Raw genomic sequence first — 17,176 nt, 5'->3', positions numbered from 1 at the left:
TCACCTCTCATCGAATGCGTCTTCGATAGCCGACATAACCGGCTTCGCTGCGTATTCGATCACCCGGCGTGAACCTGTTTTCACGTCTGCGGTAAACTCCATATAAGGGGACAGCTTGTATTGTGTGCCTCCGCGCTCTAGATAGTTTTGACTGATTTGGATTTCCGCGAGGTAGAATTCAGCGTCTTCTTCTTCATAAGAAGAACGGCTGATCGATGCAATTCGACCTTCCAAAAATCCGTATTTGGCAAAGTTGTAGGTATCCATCTTCACTTTGACCGCTTGTCCGATTTCTACAAAACCCATGTCTTTACGCGGGATCTTCGCCTCTCCGTGAAGGGCGTTATTGATCGGTGCAATGTCCGCGATGCTTTCACCTGGCGGTATCACAGCGGAGCGGAAGTTGAAGTGCACTTTATCTACTACACCGTCAATAGGGGCGTAAACCACGAGGCGATCCACTTTATCTGAGTGTTGAGGACGTAATATACGTTTCAACTTTAAGTCCTTGTTTGCTTGAATGATTTGTGCTTGATACTCGGCATTACGATTCTCCACCAAGTCTCGGTACTGCTTCTCTAGTTTGTCGAGTTGGAAGCGCTCATTCATGACCGACTCATCAAGGTTTTCTATCTCACGCACCATGTTTGACTCTTGAACCTGCATATTCAGAACATCGACGTAAGACGCCATTTCCTCTTTGTACAAGGTGTTCTTAATATTGAGCTGCTTGCGTATCAAGGAGAGCTGGTTCTCGGAGCTTTTACGGCGCTTGAGCATTGAATCAATAAGCGAATTCTTATGTTGGATATCGTGAGTGATCAACTCTTCATTGGAACGGTTTTTAGAAAATTCTTGCTGCCAGGTATTCATGTTGACTTGCACTAATTCTGGGTACTTTTCGATGTAGGAAGAAAAATCGGGTTCCACCATATCGCGCAGGCTTTCGTAACGAATCTTGTCTAGCTCAAGCTGAATGATCTCTGTGTTTACCGTATCAAGTTGAGTGTTTCTATCCAGAGAGCGAAGGCGTGCAATAGGTTGACCTTCATAAACCACTTCGCCTTTGCGCACTAGCATTTCTTCTAGAATACCGCCTTCAAGGTGTTGCACTTTTTCGATGTCAGATTCGAGCAATAGCTCACCGCGCACCGACACCACAATGTCGATACGAGCCTGAGATGCCACGGCGATAGCCACCATGGAAAGCAAAAAGATAACCAGCAAGGTTTTGTGTACGCTGGTCATTGCACTTGCTAGCACGATTGTATCGTCTGCTGTTACTTTCGAAGCTTCGTTGTTCGAAACAAGCGCCTTTTTGAGGTGATGTTCTATTTGCTTATTACTCATGAGCCACCCCTATGATTCACTACCTGTGCGGCTATCGATTGAATTTTCGATTTTTAACAGCTGGCTAATTTGTCTGTTTACGTTGTTAAGCTCGGTTTTAACGTCCTCGATCAATTCATTAGGAGCAGGGAAATGGTGTTTGTTTAAGTGTTCAAGCTTTGCCAATTTTGGTGGTAAGTCGTCATCACATAACAAGACGAGAATGGTCTTTAGTCTTTTTGAATAACATCTGAGTGCTTCAAAACGGTTTTGTTTATGCAGCATCTCAATATCAATCCCTGCATCACTGAAATCTTGGTAAAAATCGCCTAATAGCAATTGCAGCCCTTTATGGCTGTTGTCGACTGAGCGCAACAGATTTGTCATATTTATCATTATCCCACCGCACTAATTGCTTTAATGACAACAAGTAAGGATCTTTATACTGGGTTTTCAAATTTTTTTGTTTTTATAGAACTCGAAAGGTATGAAAAAAGTTGTATAAAAAAGTTGGTTTCTAAAAATGGTGTCCTTTACTGCCTCTAAATACGATCAGTTAGCTAAAAGCAACGGAGGCTGTAATGGCAGGCGACACTAATCAAGAAAAAGACAATGAAAGGCTTAACGATGCGGTAGAGCAAACAGAAACGAAGGATACGGGGACAAAAGAAGAAAAACAGCAGTCGACCGTCTCTTCGACTGTAGCGACCGGTGCTGAAAGTGCAGATGCTGTTGATGAAGCCAATCGTGCGATGGAAGAAAATCCTAGTGGCGCGGGTACGGAAGAAGAAGCAGTGAGCTCGGGTGGCGCAGTTCAAGAAGAGGATACTGAAAGTAGCAGCGACTCTGACGCTGCACAATCCAATGTTGTTGATAGTGTAGCTTCTAGCGGAGAATCAGGTGACGAGGCTCTGGGCAGCGGTGGTTCGGATTCTGGGGCGGGTGCCCAAGCGGTCGGTGGTGGTGATGCCTCTGGCTCTGAAGGTGGTTCGGACGCAGAAGGCAATGAAGCGCAAGGACAAGCGGTACAAACTTCATCTGCGCCAAGTGCTTCTTCAGACTCTGAAGGTTCTCAAGGTGGTGACGAGCTAGATTCAGAAACCACTGAAGAGAGCTTCGCGGTGGATGTACAAGACACCAGCGAAGAAACCACGACGCAAGTAGAAGACGATTTCGACTCCGAAACTACGAGCGAGACGTTCCAAATTAAAGTCGAAGGTGAAAATGACGCGCCAGAAGTAGGGCAAGATCTGGCATACATCATGGATGAAGATGGCACTATTACCTTCACTCAAGAACAACTTCTCGGGTACGCGAGTGATGTTGATGGCGATGATCTTGCCGCATTCAACGTGCAAGTGGGTGCTAATGCATCGGTTGTGGATAATGGTGATGGCACTTATACCGTCACACCTGATACTGATTTTAATGGTGAACTCGGCTTAACGTTTGATATCAGTGATGGTCAAGAAACCATTTCTAGCTCGATTGATTTAACTGTTCGTCCAATCAATGACGCACCAGTGCCGGAAGATAAAACCTTTGAGGTGGAAGAAGACGGCACGCTGATCTTCACCGATGCTGACCTGCTTGCTGGTGCAACGGATATTGAAGGCGATAACCTAACAGTTGAGGGCGTAAGCTACGACGGTGGCGACGGCATCCTGACCGACAACGGTAATGGGACTTACACTTTTGCGCCAAATGAAAACTTCAATGGCGATGTGAACTTTAGCTTTGATGTGTCCGACGGCACGGATACGGTTTCTGCCAACATTGATGTAAGCGTTACGCCAGTCGACGATGCACCAGTATCTGGCAATCTTGCATACTCGGTGGATGAAGATGGCTCGATTCGTTTGAGCCAAGAGCAGTTGTTGTCGCAAGCTTCCGATGTGGAAGGCGATGCACTGACGGCATCTAATCTTTCGGTAGATGGCAACGCGACGGTAACTCAAAATGACGATGGTAGCTTCACCATCACGCCGGACGCTGATTTCAATGGTGAACTCGACTTAACGTTTGATATCAGTGATGGTCAAGAAACCGTTTCAAGCTCTATCGATTTAACTGTTCGTCCAATCAATGATGCACCAGTGCCTGAAGATAAAACCTTTGAGGTGGAAGAAGACGGCACCCTGATCTTCACCGATGCTGACCTGCTTGCTGGCGCTACCGATATTGAAGGCGATAACCTAACCGTTGAAGGCGTGAGTTACGATGGTGGCGACGGCATCCTGACCGACAACGGCAATGGGACTTACACTTTTGCGCCAAATGAAAACTTCAACGGCGATGTGAACTTCAGCTTTGATGTGTCCGACGGCACAGATACGGTTTCTGCCAACATTGATGTCAGTGTTACGCCTGTCGATGACGCACCAGTATCTGGCAATCTTGCTTACTCGGTGGATGAAGATGGCTCGATTCGTTTGAGCCAAGAGCAGTTGTTGTCGCAAGCTTCTGATGTGGAGGGCGATGCACTGACGGCGTCTAACCTTTCGGTAGATGGCAACGCGACGGTGACTCAAAACGACGATGGTAGCTTCACCATCACGCCGGACGCAGATTTCAACGGTGATATCGACATCAGCTTCGATATCTCAGATGGCACGAACACCGTTCAAGCAACCGCTGACCTAACCGTTAATCCAATCAACGATCTGCCTGTTCCTCAAGACCAACAATTCAATGTGGAAGAGGACGGCACACTGCAATTTACTGATGCGGATCTTCTTGCTGGCGCGACCGACATTGAAGGCGATGACCTTTCTGTAACGGGAATCAGCTACGAAGGAACCGACGGCGTTCTAACTGACAATGGCGATGGCACGTATAGCTTTGCGCCAAATGAGAACTTCAATGGCGATGTGAACTTCAGTTTCGACGTATCTGATGGCACAGATACGGTTTCAGCGAATGTAGATGTGAGCGTCACGCCGGTGAATGATCCTCCTGTGGCTGGTTCAACGTCTTACACAGTTCACGAAGACAACTCTATTACCATTTCTGACGCGCAGCTGTTGGCAAACTCTTCGGATTTAGAAGGGGATGTCTCGATAGATAGCGTGAGCTACTCTGGCAGCGATGGTGTGTTGCAAATCAATGGTGACGGTACGTACAACTTCTCTCCAAATGAAAACTTTAATGGTGAAGTGACGCTTGATGTTGTCGTCGCTGATGAAGAAGGCGCAACGGATGTCACCACTGCTGGTATTACAGTACTAGAAGTGAACGATCCACCAGTCGCAGGACCAACTTCTTACACCATTGATGAAGATTCTGTTCTGACCTTTAGTGAGTCGCAAGTGCTGCTGAATGCCTCTGATGTGGAAGGCGACGTAGAGCTTGTTGGTATTAGATACGATGGTCCGGATGGCATTTTCACCGTTAACGATGATGGCACATGCAGTTTCGCGCCAAACGAGAACTTTAACGGACAAGTTCAACTTGATGTGACCATTCGAGATGAAGATGGAGCAGAAGTTGATACCGTCATTAATGTGAATGTATTGCCAATCAATGATGCGCCAGTATCGGGTGATTTGGCTTACAGCGTTGATGAAGACGGTGCGATTACACTCAGCCAAGAACAGCTTCTTTCTCAAGCGTCTGATATTGAGGGAGATGGTCTGACTGCTAGCGATTTGACTGTAGATGGAAACGCAACCGTCACAGCGAACGACGATGGCAGCTTCACGATTACGCCAGATGCGGACTTTAATGGTGACATTGATATCCAATTCAACATTACGGACGGCACAGACACTATCCAAGCAACGGCGGATCTAACGGTTAATCCAGTTAACGATCTTCCTGTTCCTCAAGACCAGCAGTTCAGTGTTGAAGAAGATGGCACGCTTCAGTTTACCGATGCAGACTTGCTTGCTGGCGCGACCGATATCGATGGCGATAACTTAACGGTTGATGGCATTAGCTACACAGGCAGCGATGGTGTGCTGACTGACCACGGTGATGGTACTTACACCTTTGCACCAAATGAAAACTTCAACGGAGACGTCAGCTTTAGTTTTGGTGTTTCTGACGGTACTGAAACCGTACCAGCAAATGTGGACGTGAGCGTCACTCCAGTGAACGATCCTCCGGTTGCGGGTTCTACGTCTTACACGGTTGATGAAGACAACGCGATTACCATTTCCGACGAGCAGCTTCTGGCTAACTCTTCGGATGTGGAAGGCGCAGTGTCCATCGATAGCGTGACCTATTCAGGCACCGATGGCGTATTCCAAGACAACGGTGACGGCACTTACACCTTCATGCCGAATGAGAACTTCAGCGGTGATATCAGCCTTGATGTGATTGTGGCGGATGAGCAAGGTGCGATTGACGAAACGACTGCAGGCATTACCGTCATTGAAGTGAATGACCTTCCAGTTGCCGGTCCAACGTCTTACACGATTGACGAAGATTCAGTACTGACATTCAGTGAGTCACAAATTCTTGCTAACGCATCTGATATCGAGGGCGATGTAGAGCTTGTTGGCATCAGCTATGAAGGCTCGGATGGTATCTTTACCGTCAATGGCGATGGTACTTGTAGCTTTGCACCAAACGAGAACTTCAATGGTCAAGTTCAGTTGGATGTGACCATTCAAGATGAGAATGGGGCAACCGTTGATACGCACATCAATGTCGATGTATTGCCAATCAACGATCCACCAGTATCGGGTGATTTGGCTTACACCATCAACGAAGACAGCTCAATTACGCTAAGCCAAGAGCAGTTGCTTGCCAAAGCGGGCGATATTGATAGCGAGAACCTTGAAGCCATCAATCTATCGACAGATGACAACGCGACAATTCAATACAACGATGATGGCAGTTACACCATCACACCGGATGAAAACTACAACGGCGACCTAGATCTGACCTTCGATATCATTGATAACGATGGCGGCTCGGTACAAGTTGGTCTGGATATTACGGTTAATCCTGTGAATGACTTGCCACAAGCGCAAGATCAACAGTTCACGGTAGAAGAAGATGGCACCCTGCTGTTCACGGATGAAGACCTATTGGAAGGTGCATCAGATATTGATGGCGATGATCTGTCTATCGAAAACGTTCTCTACACAGGTGCAGATGGTGTTCTTACCGACAATGGCGATGGCACTTACAGCTTCGCGCCGAATGAGAACTTCAACGGTGATGTTCAGTTCACATTCGATGTGTCTGACGGCACAGGTTCAACACCAGCATTCATTGATGTCAGCGTGACACCAGTGAACGATCCGCCGGTTGCAGGTTCTACGTCTTACACGGTTCAAGAAGACGGTCAAATCACCATTAGTGACGAGCAGTTGTTAGCCAACTCTTCTGATGTGGAAGGCGACGTAGCCTTGGCGAATGTTAGCTACTCTGGTAACGACGGTAGCTTCGTGGACAATGGCGACGGCACATATACCTTTACGCCAAATGAGAACTTTGACGGTAACATTTCGCTCGACGTTACGGTCATCGACCAAGATGGTGCAACAGATACGACAACCGCAGGCATCGATGTTATCGCGGTGAACGACGCACCTGAAACATCAGGCATTCAAGCTGAAGTGGATGAAGATAACGCCATCACCATCACGCAAGAACAGTTGCTTGCGAATGCGACAGACATTGAAGGTGATGACCTTGTTGCCAGCAATCTACAAACCAATGACCCGGATGCGACGATCGTAGCCAACGATGATGGTTCTTTCACCATTACGCATACGGAAAACTTTAACGGTGAGTTGGACTTCACTTACAACATCAGCGATGGCGAAAATGATGTTCTGACCACGTTGGATCTGACCGTTAATCCTGTCAACGATGCGCCAGAAGCGGGCGACGAGATCTTTATTCAAGCGGAAGAAGACCAAACAGTGGGTGTTTCTCTGCGTGAAGAGCCTGCGTTACGTCTCGACCAAGCCCCTGAAAACGGCATCATTGAAGCGAATCTAAATGACGAATGGGTACAGCTAGAAGTCGGGCAGGAGGTTCCTGCAGATACGGAAGTGCGCTTCATTCCAAATGATGATGCATTGGCAAACGGCACGCATACAAGTCAAATTGGTACCTTTGATGACAATGCGAGCCTTGATGATTGGGGTACAGCTGTTGACCCTTACACACGTGAGTTTGTCGATGGCGATTTGAAAGTTACTGTTCAAAGTAATGATGATCCACTCGGTGCGTGGAATGGTAAAACACACATTGGGCATGGTATTGGCGATACTGACCGCCAAGGCTTGAGCGGTGATGAAAAACTCACTGTGACCGTTGAAGGTCAAGACATCAACGAAATCAGCTTCCACCTAGATGGTCTAGGCGGCTGGTTTATGGAAGAGTCTCGCCACTTTACCGAAGTCGAAATTCGCGCATTCAACTCCGATGGTGACTTGATCGACTCGATGACTTACCACAAAGAAGATCGTGGTAGCTATGAGACGGATTACACCCTAACGGTGAACGAGCCTGTATCTTACTTTGAGCTAGGAACGATTCAAGGTAACGGTACTTACGTGGTTCAAAACATGACGGTTTCGCAAACTTGTCATGATGAAGCGGTGTTCACATCTATTGGCGTGGACGGCACGGAAATCACGGAAACGGTAGAACTGAATATCCGAGAAGGTGACAGTGAAATCGAACTGACCGCTGACCTGCCAAATGTGACCATCGATACCGAAGGTTCTACGCAGTTTGCCTCTGTGGTAATCACAGAAGAGCAGCTTCTCGCACAAGCGAGTGATATCGATAGTGACGTTCTTGATATTCAAAACCTTGAGCTGGTGGGGGATAACGCGGAGCACGCTACGTTAACCGACAACGGCGATGGTACGTGGACAGTCACACCAGATGAGAACTTCTACGGTGAGATTGAGCTTGGTTACCAAGTTACAGATGGTGAACTCACTGACGACAACATCATCAACATCAACTTTGAAGCAGTAAACGATGCACCAATTGTTTCTGGTCCGATTGTGTTGTCGACTGATGAGGATGTGGGCATTACGTTTAGCGCGGATGATTTGCTTGCCAATGCAAGTGACGTGGAAGGCGATGCGCTGTCTATCTCTGATATCTCTTACAGCGGTGATAACGGTGAGCTTGTCGATAATGGCGACGGCACTTACACCTTTATGCCGAATGAAAACTTCAATGGTGAAGTCGATATCGATTACAAAGTCTTCGATGGCACCGATGAAGTCGATACTCATCTAGATCTGACCGTTATTCCAGTCAACGATGTGCCAGTTCCTGGTGCGCCGCTGCATACTCAAATGCTAGAAAACGGCACCATCATCATCGAAGCAAAAGACCTGTTATCAGGTGCGACTGATGTGGATGGCGACATTCTGCATATCGAGAATCTACTGCTTGTTGACCAGTCACAAGGTACGTTGACAGACAACGGCGACAACACCTTTACCTTCGAGCCAACTTCGAACTTCTATGGTGAAGTGAACCTGACCTTCGACATCAGCGATGGTCAAGCAAGTGCACCAAGTACAGCTAAGATCGATGTTGAGATCGTTAACGAAGGTCCAGAGGTCAGCGGTCCGGTTGATGCGGTCGTCGATGAAGATGGCTCAATTACCATCACTCAAGAAGACTTGTTGGCGAACGCGACGGACGTGGATGGTGACAACCTTGAAGCGGTGAACCTGTCGACCAACGATCCTAATGCAACCATCGTTGAGAACGCTGATGGTAGCTTCACGATTACACCGAGCGAAAACTTCTTTGGTGAAATCGAATTTACTTATGACGTAACTGACGCGATCGAAACCGTCGCTGCGGATCTAAACCTCACCGTTAACCCAGTGAACGACCTGCCAGATGTGCCTGATTTGTCCTTCACCACAGAAGATGGCGAAGCGATCACGATTACTGAAGCAGAGCTGTTGGCTCAAGCGACGGACATCGAAGGCGATGACTTATCTGTTGTGAACGTGACGAGCTTAAGCGATACGGTTCAAGTGACAGACAATGGCGATGGCACTTACACGTTAACGCCAGAGCAGGGCTTCTTTGGTAATGTTGACCTTACGTTTGATGTGAGCGATGGCACCGATGTGGTGGCGGCAAACATCGACTTGAAAGTTGAGTTCGTCAACGATGCGCCAGAAGCAGCGCCAATCGTGGCAGACGTGGACGAGGATGGCTCTATCCTCGTGACACAAGAAATGCTGCTTGAAAATGCCAGCGATCAAGATGGTGATGACCTATACGCAACGGCACTAGAAACCAATGATCCGAATGCCTCTATCGTGGATAACGGCGACGGCACCTTTACCGTTACGCCTTCACAGCACTTCAATGGAGACATCGAGTTTACTTATGAAGTAAGCGACGGTGAATTGAGTGTTGCCAATGAAATGACGTTGACGGTGAACCCAGTCAATGACATTCCAATTGTTGCGCCTGGCATGTACCACATTGAAGAGGATGGCAGCATCCTGTTCACGCAAGAAGATCTGCTAAGTGGTGCGATTGATATTGATGGTGATGACCTCACTGTTACCAGCATTAATTACTCGGGTGATGAAGGTACTGTAACGGACAACGGTGACGGTACATTTAGCTTCGTACCAGAAGAGCACTTCAGTGGTGACTTGCAATTCAGCTTTACGGTTTCTGACGGTACGGATGAAGTTGAGCAAGACATTAATGTCCATATCGAAGCCGTGGCAGATGCGCCAGACCTAGTCATCACTGATGGCGATGGTCGAAACGTGGATGATCAAGCAATCTTGGTCGAGCCAGGCGGTATTGTTGAAGTGAACATCGCCGCAGCATTGGTTGACCAAGACTTGTCAGAAACACTGACGGTGACCGTGGATGGTGTTCCAGAAGGTTCGGTGATCAGCTACGACAACGAAGGGGTACTTAACGATCAAGACAACGGTATCACCAGTTTCAACGATACTGAAATCACGGTTACGTTTGAAGGTGAAACCGCGGGTTACCAAAACACTGCGGGTTACTACAAAGTCGATGAAGATGGCAACATCACGGGCGTTGAAGTGGTATACGAAAACGCCTCTCAAGTTGGTGGCGGCGGTGACCTCGTTCCGGGACAAGATCAGTTCAGCTTCCAAATCTCGGAAGGGGAAAGCTTCAACCTATTCTTGATTCCTAACGGTCATAACTTCAATGACTTTGCGTCCATGCAAGATGGTCAGTACGAGTTCCGTGCAGCAGATGGCTCTCCTGCGAACATGGATACAGTTGACCCACAACTCGTGTTTGTTGGCGCTGATGGTTCTGAAACCGTGATTCAAAGTCAATTCGGTGATGCAGTCTTCCACGGTGGTTCAAGCTCAGAGCTCAACCAAGATGGTATTGAACATACCCGAACTACCGTGAACGAAGACGGTGAACTGGTTTACGGCTTTGAAGATCTCTACGGTGGCGGCGATGCCGATTACACCGACTTCAACTTCACCATTGATGTCGGTGAAGTGAACAGCCAGATCTACAGCGGTGAAGTGACAGTCGGTCCAGATGGTTCTGTAACGCTTCCAACCACAGCAATTGAACAAGAGCTACAGATTCAATTGCCAGAAGACTTTAACCAACAGTTAGAAATCAATGTAACGGCAACGGCAACAGAGCTATCAAATAATGATTCTGAAACCGTTTCTCAAACCATCTACGTCAATGCAACAGGTGCCCACATTGAACATGCGCCTGAAGCATTGCCTGTTTCAGCGATGGTTGAAGAAGATGGTTCAATCCTAATTACGCAAGAAGATTTGCTTGCTAATGCGCGTGACTTGGATGGAGACCAACTGACAGCGCTGAACTTGGCAACGGATGATGAAAACATCACCATCACAGACAATGGCGACGGCACTTACACCTTAACGCCAGATGCGGACTTTAATGGGGATATCACCTTTACGTTCGATGTGTCGGACGGCGATGATGTTGTCTCAACCAACCTTGAGTTATTGGTGTCACCAGTTAACGATGCGCCTGAACCACAAGATCAAGCGTTCACCATTGGTGAAGATGGTGTGCTGACCTTTACTGATGCGGATCTCCTAACAGGCGCTACCGATATTGAAGGGGATGACTTATCTGTTGAGGGCGTCACTTACACAGGCGCGGACGGTGTTCTTACTGACAATGGTGATGGCACATATAGCTTCGCACCAAACGAGAACTTTAATGGCGACGTGAACTTCACTTTCGATGTTTCCGATGGCACGGATACCGTGACGGCGAATATCGACGTAAGCGTGACGCCGGAGAACGATCCACCGGTTGCAGGCAGCACGGCTTACACCGTTCATGAAGACAATTCGATTACCATTAGTAACGAACAGCTGTTGGCTAACTCGTCTGATATAGAAGGCGAAGTGGCGATTGATAGCGTGAGCTACAGCGGTAACGATGGCGTGCTGGAAATCAACGGTGATGGTACGTACACCTTCTCACCAAACGAAAATTTCAGCGGCGAGGTGAGCCTAGATGTTGTCGTTGTTGATGAAGAAGGTGCAACGGATTCTACCACTGCTGGCATTACTGTGATTGAGGTAAATGACCCACCAATCGCAGGTCCTACCGCATACACTATCGATGAAGACCAAGTTCTAACCTTTAGTGAATCTCAAGTGCTACTGAATGCTTCGGATGTTGAAGGGGATGTTGAGCTAGTAGGCATCAGCTACGACGGTCCAGATGGTATCTTCTCAGTAAACGGCGATGGTACTTGTAGCTTTGCTCCGAATGAAAACTTCAATGGTCAAGTGCAGTTGGATGTGACCATTCGTGATGAAGACGGCGCAGAGGTCGATACTTACATCACAGTCGATGTCTTACCAATCAATGATGCACCAGTTTCGGGTAACTTGGCGTACAGCGTCGACGAAGACAACTCAATCACGTTGAGTCAAGAGCAGCTTCTTGCTCAAGCATCGGATGTAGAAGGCGACGCGCTAACCGCATCTAATCTAATGGTTGACGGTGATGCAAGGGTTACGGCAAACGACGATGGTAGCTTCACTATCACGCCAGATGCGAACTTTAATGGCGACATTGATATCACGTTCGATATCAACGACGGCAGCGACACTATTGTTGCAACAGCGGACCTAACCGTTAACCCAATTAATGATTTGCCGCAGCCAGAAGATCAAGCGTTCACCATTGGTGAAGATGGTGTGTTGACCTTCACTGACCAAGACCTGCTTGATGGTGCAACGGACATTGATGGCGATGACCTATCGGTAGAGGGCGTCACTTACACAGGCGCAGATGGTGTCCTAACTGACAATGGCGATGGTACGTATAGCTTTGCACCGAATGAGAACTTCAATGGGGATGTGAACTTTACCTTCGATGTTTCTGATGGCACGGATACCGTGACCGCGAATATCGATGTGACAGTCACTCCAGAGAACGATCCACCGGTGGCAGGCAGCACGTCTTACACAGTGCATGAAGACAACTCGATCACCATTAGTGACGAGCAGTTACTGGCGAATTCATCTGACGTCGAAGGAGATGTCGCGGTTGATAGCGTTAGCTACAGCGGCACAGATGGTGTGTTCCAAGACAATGGTGACGGTACGTACACCTTCTCGCCAAACGAGAACTTCAATGGCGAAGTGAGCCTAGATGTTGTCGTGGTCGATGAAGATGGTGCGACGGATTCGACTACCGCAGGTATTACAGTACTTGAGGTGAACGATCCACCAATTGCAGGCGCGACCAGCTACTCAGTGAACGAAGACGAAGTCATCACCATTAGCTCTGAGCAGTTATTGGCGAACGCTTCTGACGTTGAAGGTGAAGTTGCGATTGATAGCGTAAGCTACAGCGGCTCTGACGGTATCTTTACTGATAACGGTGACGGCACATTCAGCTTCGCACCAAACGCAAACTTCGATGGCGATGTGAGCCTAGATGTTGTGGTTGTTGATGAAGACGGTGCAACTGCGTCAACTAATGCAAACATCGATGTATTGCCAATCAACGATGCGCCAGTATCGGGCAACTTGGCTTACAGTGTCGATGAAGACAATTCAATTACGCTTAGCCAAGAGCAGCTTCTTGCTCAAGCATCGGATGTAGAAGGCGACGCGCTAACCGCATCTAACCTAGTGGTTGACGGTGATGCAACGGTTACGGCAAACGATGATGGCAGCTTTACCATTACGCCTGATGCGAACTTCAATGGTGACATTGATATCACGTTCGATATCAACGATGGCAGCGACACTATTGTTGCAACGGCTGACCTAACGGTTAATCCAGTTAACGACTTACCACAGCCAGAAGATCAAGCGTTTACCATTGGTGAAGATGGCGTCTTGCTGTTCACTGATGAAGATCTGCTTGATGGTGCAACGGATATCGATGGCGATAATCTATCGGTTGAAGGTGTCACTTACACAGGTGCAGACGGTGTCCTAACCGACAATGGTGATGGCACTTACAGCTTCGCGCCAAACGAAAACTTCAATGGCGACGTGAACTTTACCTTCGATGTTTCTGATGGCACGGATACCGTGACGGCGAATATCGATGTAAGCGTGACGCCAGAGAACGATCCTCCGGTTGCAGGCAGCACGTCTTACACGGTGCATGAAGATAATTCGATCACCATCAGTAACGAACAACTATTGGCTAACTCATCTGACGTAGAAGGCGAAGTAGCAATCGACAGCGTGAGCTACAGTGGCGCAGATGGCGTGTTCCAAGACAATGGTGACGGCACTTACACCTTCTCGCCAAACGAGAACTTCAATGGTGAAGTGAGCCTTGACGTTGTGGTTGTCGATGAAGACGGTGCAACGGATTCAACCACTGCGGGTATTACCGTTCTTGAGGTGAACGATCCACCAATTGCCGGTGCAACTAGCTACTCAGTCAACGAAGACGAAGTGATCACCATTAGCTCTGAGCAGCTATTGGCGAACGCATCTGATGTTGAAGGTGACGTCGCGATTGATAGTGTCAGCTACAGCGGCTCCGACGGTATCTTTACTGACAACGGCGACGGTACATTCAGCTTCGCACCAAACGAAAACTTCAACGGTGATGTCAGCCTAGATGTTGTCGTGACCGATGAAGATGGTGCAACGGTAGCAACCAATGCAAACATTGATGTATTGCCAGTCAACGATGCTCCAGTATCAGGTGATTTGGCTTACAGCGTGGATGAAGATGGTTCTATCACTCTCAGCCAAGAGCAGCTTCTTGCGCAAGCAGGCGACGTAGATGGCGATGACCTAACCGCAGCGAACCTCACTGTTGACGGCAATGCGACCGTTGTTGCGAACGATGACGGCAGCTTCACTATCACACCAGATGCGGACTTCAATGGCGACATTGATCTGAGCTTCAACATTACGGACGGCGATGCCACCATTCAAGCCACTGCCGATCTGACTGTGAACCCAGTGAATGACTTGCCAACGGTTGGTCAGCCACAGTTTGTTACGCAAGAAGACACAAGCTTCACCTTCACCGAAGAGCAATTGCTGCAAAATGCAGGTGATATCGATGGTGATAACCTAACGGTTGAAAACGTTGCTTCTGACAGTGGTACGTTAGTCGATAACGGTGACGGCACGTACACCTTCGCGCCAAACGAAAACTTCGATGGCAACGTGAACGTGACGTTTGACGTCAACGATGGCACTGCAACGGTTCCTGCTGAAGCGAACATTGATGTTCAATCTGTGGTTGATATGCCAGAGCTGTCGATTGCTTCAGACTTGGTGATTGCCTCTGATAATTTCGAGTCTGGCTCGAACGGTTGGAACGCAAACACCGAAAGTTCACAAGGCTTCGAAACGGGCGACATGTTGGGTCGTATTGGTGGCACTGGCGGTGATGAAGCGGTCAGCAAAACCTACGAGATCCCAAGCGATGTCAACGAAGTGAATATCTCGTTTAGCTTCTACGAAATCGATTCTTGGGATGGCGAGTCGTTCCAAATCTTTGTAGGTGGCGAACAGCTAACCACCTTGGAGAACTCCGCGTTCCGTACTCAAGATGGTACGACAACGCTTTACGACTCAGATGGTAATGAAGTGGGTGAAGTGATCCACGGAGCCTCTCAACGTGAAGGCTTCAGTGGTTGGAACGACCAAGCACACCAAGTGAACTTAACCGTTCCGGTGGAAGATGGTCAGCTTCAGTTAGGCTTTGGTTCTACGCTAAACCAAAGTATTCCTGACGAGTCATTCGGCATCGACAACATCGAAATCACGGTAGCGGACGCGGATTACCAAATCATTGGTACCGAAGATACACCAGTGCCGCTTGATATCGATGCAGCGTTAACCGATACCGATGGTTCAGAAAACCTCTCAATCTTGATTGAAGATGTGCCAGAGGGCAGCGCACTATCAGCGGGTGTTGATAATGGCGACGGCACTTGGTCACTACAACCAGGCGAGCTAGAAGGATTAGAGTTTATCCCTTCTGCGGACTTCAATGGCGATGTGACGCTAACCGTGAACGCAACTTCTACCGATGTGGATACAGGTACAACGGCGACAGCGACGCAAGATGTGACGATTCATATCTCGCCAACCAATGATGCACCAGAAGTAACGGGTGATATCAGTGCCGTTACCGCCGAAGACAACAGCATTACGCTAACTCAAGAGCAGTTACTGGAGCATGCCGTTGATATTGATGGTGACGACCTAAGTGCAATCAACCTGAGCACCAATGATGAAAATGCGACGGTTGAAATGAACGAGGATGGCAGCTTCACCATTACACCGAGCGAGAACTTCTACGGTGACATCGAGTTCACCTACGATGTGACTGACGGGGCAGAAGTGGTTGCGGCTGGTCTCGACTTAACGGTAACGCCAGTCAATGACGCACCAGAGCCACAAGATCAAGCGTTCACTGTGGGTGAGGACGGTCTTCTTACCTTCACCGATGCTGACTTGTTAACAGGCGCGACGGATGTAGAAGGTGACAACCTAACCGTTGAAGGTGTGACTTACACTGGCACGGACGGTGTCCTAACCGACAATGGCGATGGCACGTACAGCTTCGCACCGAATGAGAACTTCAATGGCGATGTGAACTTTACGTTCGATGTGTCAGACGGTACGGATACGACCTCTGCCAACATTGATGTGAGTGTGACGCCAGAGAACGATCCTCCAGTTGCGGGCAGCACGTCCTACACAGTACATGAAGACAACTCGATCACCATTAGTGATGAGCAACTACTGGCTAATTCGTCGGATATCGAGGGTGATGTTGCGATCAGCAGCGTGAGTTACAGCGGTAACGACGGTGTGCTAGAAATTAATGGCGATGGTACTTACACCTTCTCACCAAACGAAAACTTTACAGGCGATGTTAGCCTTGATGTTGTCGTGGTTGACGAGGACGGCGCGGTTGATACAACAACAGCGGGAATTACCGTTCTTGAGGTGAACGATCCACCAATCGCAGGCGTAACCAGTTACACCATTGATGAAGATGAAGTCATTACCATCAGTGCAGAACAGTTGTTGGCAAACTCTTCCGATATTGAAGGTGAGGTAGCACTAGATAGCGTGAGCTACAGTGGCAGCGAAGGTATCTTTACCGACAATGGTGATGGTACGTTCAGCTTTGCACCAAACCAAAACTTCAATGGTGAAGTGAACCTTGATGTTGTCGTGGTTGACGAGGACGGCGCGGTTGATACAACAACAGCGGGAATTACCGTTCTTGAGGTGAACGATCCACCAATCGCAGGCGTAACCAGTTACACCATTGATGAAGATGAAGTCATTACCATCAGTGCAGAACAGTTGTTGGCAAACTCTTCCGATATTGAAGGTGAGGTAGCACTAGATAGCGTGAGCTACAG

3 protein-coding genes are annotated in these 17,176 nt (G+C 48.3%); 1 reads left to right on the top strand and 2 read right to left on the bottom strand.

The features are described from left to right. Together R7Q11_RS21910 and R7Q11_RS21905 are read right to left on the bottom strand one after the other, a co-directional pair. A complete protein-coding gene (locus tag R7Q11_RS21910) occupies positions 1-1,350 on the bottom strand; it encodes an HlyD family type I secretion periplasmic adaptor subunit (protein WP_017821587.1) in 1,350 nt (449 codons plus the stop codon). 9 nt (positions 1,351-1,359) lie between these two features. Further along, positions 1,360-1,728, bottom strand: coding sequence for a hypothetical protein (locus tag R7Q11_RS21905; RefSeq protein WP_053303761.1), 369 nt, complete (start codon positions 1,726-1,728; stop codon positions 1,360-1,362). Between the two features lie 182 nt (positions 1,729-1,910). Between R7Q11_RS21905 and R7Q11_RS21900 the strand changes: the two genes are divergently transcribed. Next, a partial coding sequence (locus tag R7Q11_RS21900) for a tandem-95 repeat protein (protein ID WP_225466718.1) occupies positions 1,911-17,176 on the top strand: 15,266 nt, incomplete at its 3' end.

This window comes from Vibrio sp. 970 (assembly GCF_033339075.1).
Note: the sequence above shows the minus strand (reverse complement) of the source record. Positions and strands in the feature narration are given on the sequence as shown.